Origin of the sequence: Devosia sp. (assembly GCF_041917035.1) — a bacterium.
Taxonomy (GTDB): domain Bacteria; phylum Pseudomonadota; class Alphaproteobacteria; order Rhizobiales; family Devosiaceae; genus Devosia_A.
This window is the reverse complement of the sequence record NZ_JAYRYM010000070.1, coordinates 1-16,386: the sequence shown is the minus strand read 5'-3', so window position 1 is coordinate 16,386 and position 16,386 is coordinate 1. Positions and strand designations below refer to the sequence as shown.

The following is a 16,386-nucleotide window of genomic DNA, read 5'->3' as shown; positions in this document are numbered from 1 at the left end:
CCTTCCTGATCATCTCGGCCGTGTTCTTCCTCCTGCCGCTGTGGGTGATGATCGTCACCTCGCTGAAGACATTGCCGGAAATCCGGCAGGGGCACCTGTTCAACTGGCCCGAGCTGCTCACCTTCGAGCCCTGGCTCAAGGCCTGGGACACGGCGTGCACCGGGCGCGACTGCGACGGGCTGAAGCCGGGCTTCTGGAACTCGGTCAAGATCACGGCACTGTCCGTGCCCGTCTCGATCGTCGTGGCCATGATCAACGGCTATGCGCTGAGCTTCTGGAAGTACAAGGGCTCCGAGTTCCTGTTCGGCGTGCTCGTCTTCGGCGCGTTCGTACCCTACCAGGTGGTGATCTACCCGCTGATCATCGGACTGTCCAAGGTCGGGCTGTTCGCCACGCTACCGGGCATCGTCATCGTCCATACGATCTTCGGCATGCCGATCCTGACACTGCTCTACCGCAACTTCTTCGCCTCGCTGCCGATCGAGCTGTTCAAGGCCGGACGAGTCGACGGAGCGGGATTCTGGGGCATCTTCTTCCGCATCATGCTGCCCATGTCAGTGCCGATCACCATTGTGGCGGTGATCCTGCAGACCACCGGCATCTGGAATGACTTCCTGTTCGGCACCGTCTTTGCCGGACGGGAGAACATGCCCATGACGGTGCAGCTCAACAACATCGTCACCACGACGACGGGCATCCGCGAGTACAACGTGAACATGGCTGCGACCATTCTCACGGCCGCCGTGCCGCTCGTCGTCTATTTCATCTCGGGTAAATGGTTCGTACGCGGCATCGCTGCCGGTGCGGTGAAGGGGTAAGGCGCGATGACGTCAAGCGTGTCCATCAGGGAACTCAGCCTCAGCTTCGGTCCGGTCAAGGTCCTGGAATCGCTCGATCTCGAGGTGGCCCAGGGGGAGTTCATCGTGCTGCTCGGCCCATCGGGCTGCGGCAAGTCGACCCTGCTCAACTGCATCGCGGGACTGCTCGACGTCTCGGACGGCGAAATCCACATCTCCGGCCGCAACGTCACCTGGGACGAGCCCAAGGACCGGGGCATCGGCATGGTGTTCCAGTCCTACGCGCTCTACCCGCAGATGACGGTCGAGCGGAACCTGTCGTTCGGCCTGCGCGTCGCACGCATGCCCAAGCCCGAGATCGAAGCCCGGGTCAAGCGCGCCTCCGAGATCCTGCAGATCGAGCCGCTGCTGCAGCGGAAGCCGGTCGAACTCTCCGGCGGCCAGCGCCAGCGCGTCGCCATCGGCCGCGCGCTCGTGCGGGACGTCGATGTGTTCCTGTTCGACGAGCCGCTCAGCAACCTCGATGCCAAGCTGCGCTCGGACCTGCGCATCGAGATCAAGCGGCTGCACCAGCGGCTCAAGAACACGATGATCTACGTCACCCACGACCAGGTCGAGGCGATGACGCTGGCCGACCGCATCGCGATCATGAAGAATGGCGTGATCCAGCAGCTGGATGATCCGCACACGATCTACAACAAGCCGGTCAACCTGTTCGTCGCCGGGTTCATCGGCTCGCCGTCGATGAACTTCCTGCATGGCCAGCTGAGCGGCACCGATATCAGTGTCGACGGGCAGGCCATCTCGATCGCCAACTACCCGTTCGAAAACCACGGCAACGGTTCGGCAGTGCTGGGTATTCGTCCCGAGCATATCGTGCTCGGCGATGACGCGCGCAAGATGCCCGTGCAGATCGAGAGCGAGATCGAACTGGTCGAGCCGATGGGGGCCGATACCATCGCCTGGACCAAGATCGGTTCGCAGTCGCTGACGTTCCGCGCCGCCGCCGAAGTGCACCTGGAGCCGGGTCAGAAGGTGCTGATCGGCTTCGATCCGGGTCGTGGTTCGGTGTTCAACGCAGAAAGCGGTCAGCGCATCTGACGGTTCTCAAGCACCTTGCCGGGCGCGTGGAGGCGTGCCGGCTCAGGTGACAGGGATTCCACCCAATCGATCCGATCCGTCCGGCCCGCTCGCGGGGGCGGATCCCCTACCGGACATGAGGCACGCCATGGACTTTTCCTTTCAGCTCTACTCCGCCCGGAACTTCCCGCCGCTCGACGATGTGATCGGACGCGTCGCGCGCCTGGGATATCGCCAGGTGGAGGGGTTCGGCGGCCTCTACGCCGATGCCGCGGGTCTCGCGGCGAGCCTGCGCAAGCATGGCCTCAGCATGCCGACCGGACATTTCGGGCTCAGCCAGCTCAAGGACGTCGAGGCGTCGCTGAAGATCGCCGAGACGCTCGGGATGCGGTTCCTCTACTGCCCCGCGATCCCCAAGGAGGAGCGCGAGAACCAGCCCGAGTCGAAATGGGTCGAACTGGGCGAGACGCTTGCCGGCCTTGGGGAAGCGTTCCGCAAGCGTGGCTTCGGCTTCGGCTGGCACAACCACGATTTCGAGTTCCGCCCGCTGCCGAACGGCAAGCTACCCATGGACATCATCCTCGATACCGCTGCCAACAACGACTGGGAGATGGACGTCGCCTGGGTGGTCAAGGGCGGGCAGGACCCGCACGAGTGGATCAGGAAGCGCGGCGCACGGATCAACGCCGTCCACGTCAAGGACATCGCGCCGGCCGGCCAGAACGGCAACGAGGACGGCTGGGCCGATGTCGGCCACGGCACCATGGACTGGCAGGCGCTGTCGACGGCCATCAAGGCCGGGACCAACACCAGCTACTGGGTGATGGAGCACGACAATCCCTCCGATGTCGATCGCTTCGCCAGCCGCTCGCTCGCGGCCGTCAGGGCCTGGAAGTAAGGACAACATCGTCATGGATATCGGTTTTCAACTGTTCAGCGCCCGCAACTATCCGCTTGCCGAGGTGCTGCCCAAGATCGCGGCGCTCGGCTACAAGCAGGCTGAGGGCTATGGCTCGCTCTACACCGACCCGGCGGCGCTGAAGTCGGCCCTCGATGCGAACGGCCTCGTCATGCCGACCGCCCATATCGGCCTCGCCGATCTCGAGAATACCGACAAGACGCTCAGGCTCGCCGAGACGCTGGGCATCAAGGTCGTGGTCTGCCCCTGGCTGGCCCCGACCGAGCGTCCGCTTTCGGCCGACGGCTGGAAGCGCTTCGGCGAGCGGCTGCAGAAGATCGGCAGACCGTTCCAGGCTGCCGGGCTCGCTTTCGGCTACCACAACCACGACTTCGAGTTCGCCAGCTATGGCGGACGCTACGCCATGGACCTGCTGCTCGAGGCCGCCCCGGCCGTGAGCGTCGAGGCGGACGTCGCCTGGATCGTCCGCGGCAAGGCCGATCCGGCCGCCTGGCTCGAGCAGAACGGCAGCCGCATCATCGCCGTCCACGTCAAGGACATCGCGCCCGCCGGCCAGAACGCCAACGAGGACGGCTGGGCCGATGCCGGCCACGGCATCGTGCCGTGGAAGACGCTCTGGCCGCTGATCCGGCAGAAGACCAAGGCCGGTTACTTCATCGCCGAACACGACAACCCCAGCGACATCGACCGCTTCGCCAGCCGCTCGATCGCGTTCATCAAGTCCCTCGGAGCCTGATCATGGCCAAGACCTACGGCGTCGGCATCATGGGTGCCGGCAACATCTCAGCCGCCTATCTGCGACTCGCGCCGCTGTTCCGCAATCTCGAGGTGCGCGCCATCGCCGACATCATTCCCGAGGCCGCGAGGAAGCGCGCCGAGGAGTTCGGCGTCGCCGCTCAGACTCCCGAGCAGCTGCTGAAGAACTCGGAGCTCGACGTCATCGTCAACCTGACCATCCCCTCGACCCACTTCCCGGTCAGCAAGGACATCCTGTCGGCCGGCAAGCACGCCTATTCGGAGAAGCCCTTCGTGCTGTCGGTCGAGGAGGGCAGCCGGCTCAAGGCCATGGCCGCCGAACGCGGCCTCAAGGTGGGTTCCGCCCCCGATACCTTCCTGGGCGGCGCCCACCAGCAGGCGAGGGCCATCATCGATTCCGGCAAGCTCGGGCGCATCGCTTCGGGCACCATGCACGTGATGAGCCGGGGCATGGAACACTGGCACCCGAATCCGGATTTCTTCTTCCAGCCCGGCGGCGGTCCGATCCTCGACCTCGGGCCGTACTACATCACCGACCTGATCAGCCTCGTCGGCCCGATCAAGCGGGTCAGCGCCTTCACCGGCATGGCCCGCGCCGAGCGCGAGGTCACCGCCGAAGGGCCGTTCAAGGGCACCTTCATCAAGGTCGGCACCCCGACCACCATCCATGCCATCCTCGAGTTCCACTCGGGCGCCATCATCACCCTGGGCGCCAGCTGGGACGTGTCGAGCCACGGCCACCACAATATCGAGCTCTACGGCACCGAGGGCACGGTCTACGTGCCCGACCCGAATTTCTTCAACGGCGATGTGACGATCACCGATCGGGCCGGCGCAAAGGTGAAGGTCGCGCCTTGGGACCATCCTTTCGGCACCGCCAACCAGAACCTCGACACACCGAACCCGCGGGCCAACTACCGCAATGCCGGCCTCGCCGACATGATGGACGCCTTCGAGACCGGCCGGCAGGCGCGCTGCGATCTCGACGTGGCGCTGCATGCCGTCGACGTCATGACCTCGATCCTCAGGGCCGGCGAGACGGGCCAGGTCGTCACGCTCTCGACGACCTGCGAACGCCCCGCCGCCCTCGGTCCCGACGCCGCCCGCGCGCTGTTGCGCTGATCGGGCAGGACAGGACGGTTATCGTCGCCTCAAAAGCACGAAGGCCCCCGAGCGTCCGGGGGCCTTCCTTGTTTCGACAGGCAGGCGTCAGCTGGCCAGCAGCGGGATGGGGTCGACCGGGGTCGCGCCCTTCCTCAGTTCGAAGTGAAGCTGAGGCTTGGAGACCGAGCCGGTCTTGCCGGCGGTGCCGATATTGTCGCCGCGATTGACCACGGTGCCCTTGGCGACGTTCATGTCCTTGAGGTGGGCATAGGCCGAGACGAAGCCGTTGGGGTGGCGGATCAGGATCAGGTTGCCGTACCCCTCGACACCCGAGCCGGCATAGATCACCTGGCCGTTCTCGGCGGCGCGGACCGCTGCGCCTTCCGGCGCCTCGATGTTGATGCCGGTGCCCTTGGAGTTGGCGAAATCGGTGATCACGCGCCCCGAAATCGGCCAGCGGAACTTGTCGGCGCCCGACAGGACCGGTTCGACCTTGGGCTGCTCCAGCGGCTTGGCAACAGCGGTCTCGACCTTGGGCTCCTCGACGACCTTCGGCTTCTCGGCCAGCTTGGCTTCCTTGGCCTCGACAGGCTCAACCTTGGCCAGCGGCAGCTTGGGCTCCGGCGTCAGTTCGGCGACTTCGGTCCGGGCCTCGGCCGGCTTGGCGGGGCCCATCTTGGACAGCAGGTCGGCGCGGCCGGGAATGACGATCTTCTGCCCGACGAAGATCTTGTCCGGCGACGAGAAGCCATTGGCTTGGATGATCGCCTGCGCCGTCACGTTGTAGCGTCGGGCGATGGTGTAGAGGCTTTCGCCGCTCTCGATCACGTGGACATAGGCGTCCGAGGGGATGGAGACGAGGGTATTGGCGGCCGGGTTGGCAAGCTTGGGGGTTGCCGGAACCGGGGTGAGGGGCTGGACAGCGGGCATCATCTGGTTGCTTCCATTGTCTGATGAGGAGAGCACAGGTAGGTCTTCGGACGTTACCGAGCCCAGCGGCTTGAGACTGGCCGGCGCCGGCCCGATCACCGTCGCGCCGGATCCGCCCCCGATGTCGTTGGGTGGAATGAAGGTATTGGCCGCAACCGCGATCGGAGCGGTCAGCGTCTTCGGCATGGGCTGCGTGGCACTCGGCATCGCTTGTGCGTCGACCGCGCCTGTCGTGGTCCTGTCGAAGCCGAGGCCACCCAGCGAACTGCAGCCGGACAGCGCCGTCGCACCGACGAGCAGGCCAAAGATCGCAGCGGCCCTGAACGTCCTACCGGTAACGCGATTACTCATCAGTCCACTCGTACGCAGGTACTCAATGGACTGAAGGTTAGGGCGTTAAGGTAAAAACTGACTTAAATGCGCTGCGCTTTGCGCGAAAGAATTCGGGCCGGATTCAGGGGGCGGTAGGGTTAAGGGATCAGTAACGAACGGGTTGCGGATCTGCCGGCCGCGAGACGTCGACGGAGGGGGCGTGGCGCACTCCGTGATAGTCGACGGCCGGACGACGAACTCAGCCCTGGCCGAGCCCCAGCCTGCCGTCGAGATCGTCGATCAGCCCGAATTCGGTCTGTTGCAGCATCAGCGGGGTCACCGTAATGGCGGCGGTGTGCATGAGCAGGTGGAAGTCGTGGGTCGGATCGAGCGGGGTAGGGGTCCGGGGGATGGCAATGAAGAACTTTCCGGCATTGTCGCTCGGATAGTAGGCCATGGGCGAATGCGAGAAGCGCTGCGAGGGGACGACGCGGACGCCGGTGACGGCCTCGGCCGGCCCGAAGGGGATGTTGACGTTGAAATAGACGTCGCGCCGGCTGACCTCGCGCAGGAGGCCGGTGACGACATCGGCGGCGAAGCGGCGGGAATTGGACCAGTCCACCTCGGCCCGCGCCTCGTAGTCGACCGCCTGGCTGATGCCGATGCCGAGGGCGCCATGCAAGGCCCCCTCGCGGGCGCCGGCCACGGTCCCGGAGCAGTTGAGGATATCGCCGAGGTTCTGGCCGTTGTTGATACCCGAGAGGACGAGCTGCGGCTTGAAGTCGGCACAGACATGGGTCATCGCGGCGACGACGCAGTCGGCCGGCGAACCGCCTACGACCGCGTAGACGCGCGGCTCGCGCTGTTCGAGCCCCAACTCGCGCCCGAAGGTGAAGCGGTGCGCGGCACCCGATTGGTTGCCGTCCGGCGCGACCACCCAGACATCGTCCGACAGTGTCGCTGCGATCTCGCGCATCACCGCGATGCCCGGCGCGTTGACGCCGTCGTCATTGGTGATGAGGACGCGGAGGCCCTCTTGCCTGTAGGTCAAGATTTCCCGCCGATCGACGTCAGGCCCTTCATGTAGGGCTGCAGCACGGCAGGGATCGCGACCGAGCCGTCCTCCTGCTGGTAGTTCTCCATCACCGCGATCAGCGCCCGGCCGACGGCGACACCGGAGCCGTTGAGCGTATGCAAGTAGCGCACCTTGCCGTCCTTGTCGCGGTAGCGCGCGTCCATGCGGCGGGCCTGGAAATCGCCGCAGACCGAGACCGAGGAGATTTCACGGTAGGTGTCCTGGCCGGGGAGCCACGCCTCGATGTCGTAGGTCTTCTGCGCGCCGAAGCCCATGTCGCCGGTGGAGAGCGTCATGACGCGATAGTGGATGCCGAGCCGCTTCAGCACGTCCTCGGCGTCGGCCACCATCTTCTCGTGCTCCTCGCCCGAGGCTTCCGGCGTGGTGATCGACACCATCTCGACCTTGTTGAACTGGTGCTGGCGCAGCATGCCGCGCGTATCCCGTCCGGCCGAGCCGGCCTCGGAGCGGAAGCAGGGGGTGAGGGCGGTGAAGCGCAGCGGCAGTTCGTCCTCGGAGAGGATGGACTCGCGGACGAGGTTGGTGAGGGGGACTTCGGCGGTGGGGATCAGGGCGAGCCGCCCTTCGCCGTGGGGGGCGAAGAACAAGTCCTCGGCAAACTTCGGCAACTGGTTGGTGCCATACAGCGCGTCGTCCTTGACCAGCAGCGGCGGGTTCACCTCGGTGTAGCCGTGCTCGTCGACATGCAAATCGAGCATGAACTGGCCGATGGCGCGCTCGAGCCGGGCGAGATGCGACTTCAGCACCACGAAGCGGCTGCCGGAAATCCTGGCGGCGACTTCGAAATCCATCTGGCCCATGGCCTCGCCGGTCTCGAAGTGTTCCTTCGGCCTGAAGGCGAACACCGGCTTTTTCGGGCGCGCCGCGGCGGCGGTGGCCGGCGAGCCGTTGGGGCCGAAATACTCTTCGTTGTCGGCCTCGTCGGCGCCGTGCGGCACCTCGTCGAGCGGCAGGTTGGGGAGCACCAGCAGCGCCTGCCTGAGCCTGTCCTCGGCCTCCTTGCGGGCGGCCTCGCCGGACTGCACCACGTCCTTGAGGTGTGCGACCTCGGCCATCAGCGCGGCAGCCTTCGCCTCGTCCTTCTGCGCCTTGGCCTGGCCGATCTGCTTGCTCAGGGCATTGCGCCTCGCCTGCGCGTCCTCGACAGAGAGGATGACGGCGCGGCGGGACTCGTCCATGGCGATCAGTTCGGAGGCCGAGTACGGGACGTTCTTGCGATGCTTGCGCATCTCGTCGAAGGCGTCGGGATTGGCTTTGATCCAGTTGATGTCGAGCATGGGGAACCGTCCGTGCGGGAAGGGCTCTGCTTTACCGGATTAGGCCGTGGTTTCAAGCCCCGAGGGTGCGCCCCCCTCATCCGGCGCTGCGCGCCACCTTCTCCCGCAAAGGGGAGAAGGGAGGCCCGACTGAGAACGCTCGGCGTTCGTCCCTCTCCCCTTGCGGGGGAAGGTGGCCGAAGGCTGGATGAGGGGTATTTCCGCGCTGCTCCGGCGCTTCCATTCGGCGGCCCCCTCCACTATGTTCGCGCCACCTCAACTCCCCCGGATTCACCGCCATGGCCCACGAGAGCACTCCGCACTTCCACAATTCCGATGGCCTGGCGCGCATCGAGGTGGGCTCCAAGGAGTTCATGTGCGTCGGCGCCCTGCCGCCGTTCGATCATCCGCACATCTTCATCGACATGGGCAAGGACAACGAGGTCGTCTGCCCGTACTGCTCGACCCTCTACGTCTACAATGCGCAGCTGGCTGCCGGCACTTCCGAGCCTCTTTCGGCGATCTTCCAGTCCGAAGCCGCCTGATCGCCGACGATGTCCGGCAATGGCCGCACCGTCTACATCGCGGGCGCCGGCATAGCCGGCATGACGCTGGCGCTGGCGCTGGCCAAGTTCGGGGCGACGGTGGTCGTCCTCGAGCGGCACCCACGGGTGCAGGAGGTCGGGGCCGGGCTGCAGATCAGCCCGAATGCCCGGCATGTCCTCAACCGGCTCGGTCTCGACAAGGCACTGGCCGCTGCGGCGTTCGAGCCCGAGGGGATCGACATCTATCCGCACGGGGCGCGGCGTCCGCTCGTGACCCTCGAGCTGGGCCGGATCATGCGCGAGCGCTTCGGCGCCCCCTACGTGGTGATGCATCGGGCCGACCTGGCGGAGGCGCTGCACCGGGCCTGCAAGCGGTTCGCCAACATCGACATGCTGTTCGGGGTGCGCGCCTACGACGTGGTGAGCCATGCCCGCGGCGTCTCGGTGACGGTGGACGAGGCCGACGGGAAGTCGCGCTCGGCCCGGGCCTTTGCCTTCATCGGGGCGGACGGGGTCAACTCCCGGACCCGTACCGACGTGCTGATGGGGCCGCCGGCCAACTACACCGGAATGGTCGCCTGGCGCATCACGCTGGGTCAATCGGTGCTCGCCGACCTGCTGGGCTCAAGCCGGACCAGCCTGATGTGGGGGCCGGGACTGCATGCGGTGAGCTACCCGCTGCCCTACCGGCAGCAGACCAACCTGGTGCTGTTCATGAAGGCGCGCGAGCAGGATGCCTTTGGCGATGCCCCGCCCAAGGCGCCACGGCTGCCGCGCCAGGTGCTCGGCAACGGCCTGCTGGACCGGATCACGCAGGCGGCAGGCGAGGGATGGGCCTACTGGCCGCTCTCCACCGTGACCACGCCCACATGGTCGGAGGGCGGAGTCGGGCTGATCGGGGACGCTGCGCACGCCATGTACCCCTTCCAGGCACAGGGCGCCGTGATGGCCATCGAGGATGCGGCCGTGCTGGCGCCGCTGCTGATGACCGAGGCGGATGCCGCTTCGGCGCTGCAGCGCTACGAGTCGATCCGCCGGCCCCGTGTCGGCCGGGTGCAGGACCTCTCGAGGTCGAACGGCAATGCCTTCCACCTCGAGTGGCCGTTCAGCCTGGCGCGCGATGCGGTGGTGAAGTCTCAGGGGCCGCGCGGACACCTCGAGCGGCTCGCCTGGCTCTATGGCTACGACCCGTCGCCGGACCCCGGTGGCGTGCCGAGCCCGCCCGCGCGTGGACGCCGCGCCGCAGGGTGAGGCCGTCCGCCGTGCTTGCCTAGTGCCCGGCCGATGTGTCATCTGACGCCACCCACAGGGACAAGACGCCGCCGATGCCCGTCTCGCCGCAATCCACGCTCACGCTTGTCTGCATCCTCGTCACCATCCTGCTCGACATGCTCGGCTACGGCATCATCCTGCCGGTGCTGCCCGAACTGATCGGACAACTGACCGGGGGCAGCGTGGCCCAGGCTGCCGTGCTGGGCGGCTACCTGGTGTTTGCCTACTCGCTGATGCAGTTCCTGTTCGGTCCGGCCCTCGGCAACCTGTCGGACCGGTTCGGACGTCGCCCGATCATCCTCGTCGCCCTGGCCGGCCTCACCATCGACTATACGATCATGGGCTTTGCGAACTCGATCGTATTGCTGTTCATCGGGCACACCATTGCCGGCATCTCCGGCGCCTCGGTTGCCACCGCGACAGCCTACATCGCCGATATCACGCCGCGCGAGAAACGTGCCCACCGGTTCGGGCTGATCGGCGCGGCGATCGGCCTGGGGTTCATCATCGGTCCGGTCGTGGGCGGGCTGCTGGGCGAGATCGGACCGCGCTGGCCGTTCTATGCGGCCGCCGCGCTGGCCGGAGCCAACCTGCTGTTCGGCTTCTTCGTGCTGCCGGAGAGCCTCGGGCTGGACAAGCGCCGGCCGTTCAACATCCGCCGCGCCAACCCGTTCGGCGTGCTGTGGAGCCTCAGCCGCAACCCGGTCGTGCTGTGGCTGCTGGCGGTTCTGGGCCTGTTCGTCCTCGCCAGCCAGTCCTTTCCGTCGGTGTGGAACTTCTTCACCATCGAGGTGCTGAGCTTCTCGTCCTCGCAGATCGGCATCGCGCTCGGGGCTTTCGGTGTCGGTTTCGCAATGAGCCAAGCCCTGCTGATCGGGCCGGTCACCAAGCGGGTCGGCGAGTGGGCGACGGTGCTGCTCGGCATGCTGGCCGCCGCCATCGCCTTTACCGGCACGGCCTTCATCCACTCCGAGGTGCCGCTCTACGGATTCCTGGTGTTCGGTTCGCTCGCCGGACTGGCGGGACCTGCGATCAACTCCCTGATGTCGCGCCAGGTCCCGGACGACGCGCAGGGGGAGTTGCAGGGGGCGATCAATGCCACCAACTCGCTGGCCGCAATCCTGGGGCCGTTGCTGGCGACGCAACTGTTCAGCAACTTCACCAAGGCGGCACGCGACCAGATGGGGTATTTCCCGGGAGCCCCCTTCCTCGGGGCGGGCATCCTGGTGGTCGTTTCCGCCGCGCTGTTCATCTACACGGCGCGCCGCTTCGATCTCATGCATCGTCCCCCGGTCGCCAAGCAGCCGCACATCCATGAGACGGCTCAGCCCGGACAGCAGGTGACGCCGCCGCACGACGAGACCGACAGCGGGTCGGCACCAACCCCGCCGGGTCAGTGATCGCAGTCAAACCGGAGCAACACGGGTCCGGTTCGGATCAGAAAGCCGGAGGCCTCGCCGCCGGCGCGCTCGCCATTGCGGCAACCCGGCATTAACCTTGAGTCATTCGGGGGCTGATCCCCAATTCGATACTTCGAGGGTACTTCCATGACACTGCTTCTGGGTGGTGCGCGGGCCATGCTGGCTGCGCTCCCGCTGGTCCTTTGCGCCTCTGCGGTGACTGCCGCCGATTTCAACGGCACGATCGACGCGCCCGCACTCGACTGGTCGGGGTTCTATGTCGGCGCCACGGCGGGCGGCGGCATGCTGTCGGCGACGACGACCGACTACCAGGCCTTCATCATGGGGGGCGTGGGCGGCGACTTCTCGCAAAGCGCCGAAGGGTACCTGGTCGGCGGCACGGTCGGCCTCAACCTGCAGGCGGGAGCGGCGGTGTTCGGCATCGAGGCCGACCTGCAGTGGTCCTCGCTGGCCGCCAACCGGTCGCTTGTTGCCGGAGCGATCGAGAACAACGCCGCCTGGGACTGGTTCGGCACGCTGCGCGCCCGTGGCGGCCTCGCTGTCGACCGCGCCTTCGGGTATGTCACCGCAGGCGTCGCTGCGGTCGACGCCCACTACTTCTACGGGTGGCTGACACCAGTCTCCCCCGAGTACGATGTCGCGGTCGACAGCATCGAATATGGACTGACCGCCGGCGCGGGCATCGAGTATGCGGTGGCCGACAACCTGTCGCTCAAGCTGGACTATCTCTATGTCGGCCTGCCGACCAAGCAGGTGGTCGAGGAGGGCGGTTTCGGCGACGAGTACGACTTCGACTTCGTTTCGTCCGCGCACGTCGTGAGAGCCGGCCTGAACCTCAGGTTCCAGTAGCGAGGCGGGCCGATCCCGCCAGGGGGCGAGGGCCCGCATGGCGTGGTGCGGTGCCCTCATCCGGGCGGCCCGGCCAAAGGGCACCACCGCGATGCTCGACCGGCGAGGGTTGCCCTGCCGGTCGAGGGGATTCCGTCAGGGCCCGTGCCGCCCCGGCCAGCGGCCGGGTGGCGACCCTCGGGTCAGTTCTTCGGTACGGCGATGTTGACCAGCCAGGTAATGCCGAAGCGATCGGTCAGCATGCCGAACTTGTCCCCCCAGGGAGCCATTTCGAGGGGGGCAAGGACGGTGGCGCCTTCGGCGAGCCCGTTCCAGTAGCCAGTGAGTTCCACGTCATTGTCGCCCGATAGCGAGATCGAGACATTGCTGCCTGCATTGAGCGGCATGGAACTGGGCGTGTCCGACACCATCAGCGTGAACCCGGCTGGCGTGTCGAGCTGCGCGTGCATGATCCAGTCTCTTTCGTCCGGATTGTCGACGGGCATGCCGAAGCCGGCAAACGTGTCCATCTGCAGGCTTCCTCCCAGCACTGCCTGGTAGAATTCCGCAGCGGCGCGGGCCTGGCCGCGGAAGTTGATATAGGGGTTGAGGCGGCTAGCCATGCTTCTTCCTCCGAGTTTGCCCCTCAACCATACCGACAAAACCCGCCGCAGTGAAGAACAAAAAGCGAACGATGGTGCCCGTTCGGATGCGCCTGGGGCCGGGGCGAGGCAGGATCGCCTCGCCGGCCTTCGGGCCGATGGCATTGCGTTCCCGCGCAGGCCGGGGCTATTGGCAGCCGCGTCGCCGCGGACCCGGAGCATTGCCTTGGACGAGAGTTTCGAGATCTTCCTCGTGGCGGCGCCGGGACTGGAGGCGGCGCTGCTCGGCGAAGCAACGGAGCGGGGCTTCTCCGGTGCGCGATCGGTGCCCGGCGGGGTTGCCCTGGACGGCGGCTGGCACGACGTATGGCGGGCCAATCTCCAATTGCGATGCGCCACGCGCGTGCTGGCCCGGGTGGCGTCGTTCCGCGCCATGCACCTTGCCCAGCTCGACAAGCGGGCCCGCCGCGTGAACTGGTCCGACTACCTGCGCCCCGGGTTGCCGGTCGCTGTGGAGGCAGCCTGCCACCGCTCGAAGATCTACCATGCCGGCGCCGCCGCAGAGCGGGTTGCCACAGCCATCGCGTCCGAACTCGGCACTCCCATCTCGGACGCTGCCGAAATCCGCGTCATGCTGCGCATCGATGACGACCTCGCCACCATCAGCATCGATACGAGCGGCGAGCCGCTGCACAAGCGCGGTCACAAGGAGGCGGTGAACCGGGCGCCGATGCGCGAGACCATGGCGGCGGCGCTGCTGCGCAGTTGCGGGTTCGACGGCAGGCAGGCGGTGGTCGATCCGATGTGTGGTTCGGGCACATTCGTGATCGAGGCGGCTGAGATCGCGATGGGCCTGCAGCCGGGCCGATCGCGGGCTTTCGCCTTTCGACATCTGGCGGGGTTCGATCAGGAGGCCTGGGCGGCGATGCTCGCGCCGCCGCCGGCGACGCTGACCGAGCTGCGCATGCTCGGGTCTGACCGGGATGCCGGTGCCGTCGCGATGGCACGGGAGAATGCCGAGCGGGCAGGGGTGTCGGCTGCGACCCGATTCGAGATTGCGGACGTCGCCACCCTTGCGGACCCTCCGGGTCCGCCGGGAATCGTCATCGTCAATCCTCCCTACGGAAACAGGGTCGGGGACAAGAGATCGCTTGCGGGCCTCTATCGGACGCTTGGCGAACGCCTTCGAACCGGCTTTGCCGGGTGGCGGGTGGGCCTGGTGACCACCGATGCCGGTCTGGCGCAGGCCACGGGCCTGCCGTGGCTGCCGCCGGGCCCCCCGATCCTGCACGGCGGATTGCGCATCAGGTTGTGGCAGACCGGACCCTTGTCCTGAGAGCCATTGAGCTGAACCGGGAACTGTGCCTTTGTGACACGGTATCCTCAGGTTCCCCAATGAGTTCCGCCGCTCCCTCGGTTCTGCGCCTTCCGGCCTTCCGCCACTTCCTCGCATCCCGCGCACTGTCGTCGATGGCTTTCCAGGGGGCGTCGGTGGCGATCGGGTGGCTCGTCTACGACCGGACCCGCAATCCGTTCGATCTCGGGTTGGTCGGACTGGCGCAGTTCGTGCCGATGCTCCTGCTGACCTTCCTCGTCGGGCATGTCGCGGATCAGTTCGATCGGCGGCGTATCGCCCTCATCTGCCAGGGCGTGCAGGCGGCCACGATGCTGGTCGTCGTCCTCGGACTCTGGCAGGGCTGGCTGCCGACCTGGGGGATATTCGTGGCGGTGACCACAATGGGGGCGGCCGTGGCCTTCGAGCGGCCGACGATGGCGGCGCTGCTGCCCGGTATCGTGCCCCAGGAGAAGCTGCAGACGGCGATCGCTACCTCGACCTCGGTCATGCAGACCGCCCTGATCATCGGGCCGTCGCTGGGAGGACTGCTCTACGGGCTGGGGCCGTTGGCGCCGTTCCTCGTTTCCGGCGCATTCTTTGTGGTTGCAGGCTACAACGTCGTCTCCATCCCTCGTCCCGCCACGCCGGCCCGGCGGAGCCCGATGACGCTCGACTCGGTGTTTGCCGGCGTCCGCTTCATCTGGAGCAGGCCGGTGATGCTCGGGACACTGTCACTCGACCTGTTCGCCGTGCTCCTCGGCGGCGCGACGGCCCTGCTGCCCGTCTATGCGCGCGACATTCTCGAGGCCGGCCCGGTCGCGCTCGGCGTGCTCAGGACCTCTCCGGCCATCGGAGCGGTGGCGATGTCCCTGTTTCTGACACGCTTCCCGCTGCGACGAGGTGTCGGCCGGAAGATGCTGTGGGCGGTGGCGGTGTTCGGCGCGGCAACGATCGTCTTCGCCTTCTCGACCAGCGTCGTGCTGTCCGTGGCGATGCTGGTGGTGCTGGGTGCCGCCGATACGGTGAGCGTGGTGATCCGCTCCTCGCTCGTGCAATTGCTGACACCCGACGAGATGCGCGGTCGGGTCAACGCGGTGAACTCGCTGTTCATCGGGACATCGAACCAACTGGGCGAGTTCGAGTCGGGCGTGCTGGCAGGACTGATCGGGCCGGTGGCGGCCGTGGCCTTCGGCGGGATCGGAACCATCGCCGTGGTGCTGGCCTGGACGCAGCTGTTTCCAGCGCTGCCCAAGGTGGATACGCTGGCCGGGTAGCCCTGTCGCCCGGTTTGGCGATGTTTGCCGCGGAGATCGAACCCGATGGAGCTGAGCTTTGCCGCCACCGTCATCCACTGGCGCGGACCGGCGCCCTTCTACTACGCGCGCTTGCCGGCGGAGCCGGCCGAGGCGATAGCGCGGGTCAGGCGAACCGCCAGCTACGGCTGGGGCGCCATCCCCGTCACGGCGACGATCGACGGGATCAGTTTCACCACGTCCCTGTTCCCCAAGGACGGGACCTACCTGCTGCCGCTCAAGGACGCGGTCCGGAGACGGCTCGGCGTGACAGTCGACGATGTGGTGATGGTGGACATGACGGTGGGTGGCGCGCCCCGCGAACCCGACCTCTGACCGTCGGGAACGGTTTCGATCCAATGTCGACGCTCCACGGAGAACGGATTTCGAAGCACGGGCCGAAAACCGCAACCGGCCCCGCCTTGTGATCGATCCGCGCACGGGGGTATCCTGACGGCAACGCGCGGCACCAGAGGGAACCGGACATGAAGTACAAGGACATACTGGGTACGATCGGCAACACGCCGGTGGTGCGGATCAACAAGCTGGCGCCCGGGCACGTGAACCTCTACGTCAAGATCGAGGCCTTCAACCCGCTCGGCTCGGTCAAGGACAGGCTGGCGCTGGGCGTGATCGAGGCGGCCGAGAAGTCCGGGGCGCTGAAGCCCGGGCAAACCGTGGTCGAGGCGACGAGCGGCAATACCGGCATCGGTCTTGCCATGGTGTGTGCCGCCAAGGGCTATCCACTCGTCGTGACGATGGCCGAGAGCTTTTCGGTCGAGCGGCGCAAGCTGATGCGCTTCCTGGGGGCCAAGGTGGTGCTGACCCCGGCCGCCGAGC

The 16,386-nt window shown here is 66.7% G+C and carries 17 protein-coding genes; 13 read left to right on the top strand and 4 right to left on the bottom strand.

Annotation, left to right across the window (positions count from 1 at the left end):
• Window positions 1-5 precede the first annotated feature (5 nt).
• The 5 genes from ACE3TU_RS09595 (at window position 6) to ACE3TU_RS09575 (ending at window position 4,674) form a co-directional block, all read left to right on the top strand.
• A complete protein-coding gene (locus ACE3TU_RS09595) occupies window positions 6-818 on the top strand; it encodes a carbohydrate ABC transporter permease (protein ID WP_374623288.1) in 813 nt (270 codons plus the stop codon).
• A 6-nt stretch (window positions 819-824) separates the two neighbouring features.
• Entirely contained in the window at window positions 825-1,898 is a 1,074-nt protein-coding gene (locus tag ACE3TU_RS09590) for an ABC transporter ATP-binding protein (protein WP_374623285.1), read from the top strand.
• Window positions 1,899-2,025: 127 nt separating this feature from the next.
• Entirely contained in the window at window positions 2,026-2,775 is a 750-nt protein-coding gene (locus ACE3TU_RS09585) for a sugar phosphate isomerase/epimerase family protein (RefSeq protein WP_374623282.1), read from the top strand.
• A gap of 13 nt (window positions 2,776-2,788) precedes the next feature.
• Window positions 2,789-3,532, top strand: a complete 744-nt coding sequence (locus ACE3TU_RS09580) for a sugar phosphate isomerase/epimerase family protein (RefSeq protein ID WP_374623279.1) — start codon at window positions 2,789-2,791, stop codon at window positions 3,530-3,532.
• A 2-nt stretch (window positions 3,533-3,534) separates the two neighbouring features.
• Entirely contained in the window at window positions 3,535-4,674 is a 1,140-nt protein-coding gene (locus ACE3TU_RS09575) for a Gfo/Idh/MocA family protein (protein ID WP_374623276.1), read from the top strand.
• Window positions 4,675-4,761: 87 nt separating this feature from the next.
• Here ACE3TU_RS09575 and ACE3TU_RS09570 read toward each other — a convergent pair whose 3' ends face one another.
• The 3 genes from ACE3TU_RS09570 to serS form a co-directional block, all read right to left on the bottom strand.
• Window positions 4,762-5,937 carry a peptidoglycan DD-metalloendopeptidase family protein gene (locus ACE3TU_RS09570; RefSeq protein ID WP_374623273.1) on the bottom strand — a complete coding sequence of 392 codons (1,176 nt, stop codon included), beginning with the start codon at window positions 5,935-5,937 and terminating at the stop codon, window positions 4,762-4,764.
• A 220-nt stretch (window positions 5,938-6,157) separates the two neighbouring features.
• Complete coding sequence (surE, locus tag ACE3TU_RS09565) at window positions 6,158-6,949, bottom strand: 5'/3'-nucleotidase SurE (RefSeq protein ID WP_374623270.1); 792 nt, start codon at window positions 6,947-6,949, stop codon at window positions 6,158-6,160.
• Complete coding sequence (gene serS, locus ACE3TU_RS09560) at window positions 6,946-8,271, bottom strand: serine--tRNA ligase (protein ID WP_374623267.1); 1,326 nt, start codon at window positions 8,269-8,271, stop codon at window positions 6,946-6,948. The genes surE and serS overlap by 4 nt, the downstream gene beginning before the upstream one ends.
• Before the next feature lie 278 nt (window positions 8,272-8,549).
• Here serS and ACE3TU_RS09555 point away from each other — a divergent pair, with 278 nt between their 5' ends.
• The 4 genes from ACE3TU_RS09555 to ACE3TU_RS09540 all read left to right on the top strand — a co-directional run bounded on the left by ACE3TU_RS09555 (window position 8,550) and on the right by ACE3TU_RS09540 (window position 12,337).
• Window positions 8,550-8,795 (top strand): zinc-finger domain-containing protein, encoded by a 246-nt coding sequence (locus ACE3TU_RS09555; protein ID WP_374623264.1) that lies wholly within the window; start codon window positions 8,550-8,552, stop codon window positions 8,793-8,795.
• Window positions 8,796-8,804: 9 nt separating this feature from the next.
• Window positions 8,805-10,046, top strand: a complete 1,242-nt coding sequence (locus ACE3TU_RS09550; RefSeq protein ID WP_374623261.1) for an FAD-dependent monooxygenase — start codon at window positions 8,805-8,807, stop codon at window positions 10,044-10,046.
• Between the two features lie 74 nt (window positions 10,047-10,120).
• Window positions 10,121-11,467 carry a TCR/Tet family MFS transporter gene (locus ACE3TU_RS09545; RefSeq protein ID WP_374623258.1) on the top strand — a complete coding sequence of 449 codons (1,347 nt, stop codon included), beginning with the start codon at window positions 10,121-10,123 and terminating at the stop codon, window positions 11,465-11,467.
• 147 nt (window positions 11,468-11,614) lie between these two features.
• Window positions 11,615-12,337, top strand: coding sequence for an outer membrane protein (locus ACE3TU_RS09540; protein WP_374623256.1), 723 nt, complete (start codon window positions 11,615-11,617; stop codon window positions 12,335-12,337).
• A 182-nt stretch (window positions 12,338-12,519) separates the two neighbouring features.
• Here the strand turns inward: ACE3TU_RS09540 and ACE3TU_RS09535 are convergent, their stop codons facing one another.
• Entirely contained in the window at window positions 12,520-12,939 is a 420-nt protein-coding gene (locus tag ACE3TU_RS09535) for a VOC family protein (protein ID WP_374623253.1), read from the bottom strand.
• Between ACE3TU_RS09535 and ACE3TU_RS09530 the strand changes: the two genes are divergently transcribed.
• The 4 genes from ACE3TU_RS09530 to ACE3TU_RS09515 all read left to right on the top strand — a co-directional run.
• Window positions 12,938-14,254 carry a class I SAM-dependent RNA methyltransferase gene (locus ACE3TU_RS09530; RefSeq protein ID WP_374623250.1) on the top strand — a complete coding sequence of 439 codons (1,317 nt, stop codon included), beginning with the start codon at window positions 12,938-12,940 and terminating at the stop codon, window positions 14,252-14,254. The two genes, ACE3TU_RS09535 and ACE3TU_RS09530, sit on opposite strands and share 2 nt — an antisense overlap.
• Before the next feature lie 59 nt (window positions 14,255-14,313).
• Entirely contained in the window at window positions 14,314-15,528 is a 1,215-nt protein-coding gene (locus tag ACE3TU_RS09525; RefSeq protein WP_374623247.1) for an MFS transporter, read from the top strand.
• A gap of 45 nt (window positions 15,529-15,573) precedes the next feature.
• Window positions 15,574-15,882 (top strand): DUF1905 domain-containing protein, encoded by a 309-nt coding sequence (locus ACE3TU_RS09520; RefSeq protein ID WP_374623245.1) that lies wholly within the window; start codon window positions 15,574-15,576, stop codon window positions 15,880-15,882.
• A 149-nt stretch (window positions 15,883-16,031) separates the two neighbouring features.
• The coding region (locus tag ACE3TU_RS09515) for a PLP-dependent cysteine synthase family protein (RefSeq protein WP_374623243.1) at window positions 16,032-16,386 on the top strand (355 nt) is incomplete at its 3' end.

Bases quoted from the DNA above. Each gene is read 5' to 3' on its own strand.
- ACE3TU_RS09590 (WP_374623285.1), top strand. From the start codon at position 825: ATGACGTCAAGCGTGTCCATCAGGGAACTCAGCCTCAGCTTCGGTCCG.
- ACE3TU_RS09585 (WP_374623282.1), top strand. From the start codon at position 2,026: ATGGACTTTTCCTTTCAGCTCTACTCCGCCCGGAACTTCCCGCCGCTC.
- ACE3TU_RS09580 (WP_374623279.1), top strand. From the start codon at position 2,789: ATGGATATCGGTTTTCAACTGTTCAGCGCCCGCAACTATCCGCTTGCC.
- ACE3TU_RS09575 (WP_374623276.1), top strand. From the start codon at position 3,535: ATGGCCAAGACCTACGGCGTCGGCATCATGGGTGCCGGCAACATCTCA.
- ACE3TU_RS09570 (WP_374623273.1), bottom strand. From the start codon at position 5,937: ATGAGTAATCGCGTTACCGGTAGGACGTTCAGGGCCGCTGCGATCTTT.
- serS (WP_374623267.1), bottom strand. From the start codon at position 8,271: ATGCTCGACATCAACTGGATCAAAGCCAATCCCGACGCCTTCGACGAG.
- ACE3TU_RS09555 (WP_374623264.1), top strand. From the start codon at position 8,550: ATGGCCCACGAGAGCACTCCGCACTTCCACAATTCCGATGGCCTGGCG.
- ACE3TU_RS09550 (WP_374623261.1), top strand. From the start codon at position 8,805: ATGTCCGGCAATGGCCGCACCGTCTACATCGCGGGCGCCGGCATAGCC.
- ACE3TU_RS09545 (WP_374623258.1), top strand. From the start codon at position 10,121: ATGCCCGTCTCGCCGCAATCCACGCTCACGCTTGTCTGCATCCTCGTC.
- ACE3TU_RS09540 (WP_374623256.1), top strand. From the start codon at position 11,615: ATGACACTGCTTCTGGGTGGTGCGCGGGCCATGCTGGCTGCGCTCCCG.
- ACE3TU_RS09530 (WP_374623250.1), top strand. From the start codon at position 12,938: ATGCTTCTTCCTCCGAGTTTGCCCCTCAACCATACCGACAAAACCCGC.
- ACE3TU_RS09535 (WP_374623253.1), bottom strand. From the start codon at position 12,939: ATGGCTAGCCGCCTCAACCCCTATATCAACTTCCGCGGCCAGGCCCGC.
- ACE3TU_RS09525 (WP_374623247.1), top strand. From the start codon at position 14,314: ATGAGTTCCGCCGCTCCCTCGGTTCTGCGCCTTCCGGCCTTCCGCCAC.
- ACE3TU_RS09520 (WP_374623245.1), top strand. From the start codon at position 15,574: ATGGAGCTGAGCTTTGCCGCCACCGTCATCCACTGGCGCGGACCGGCG.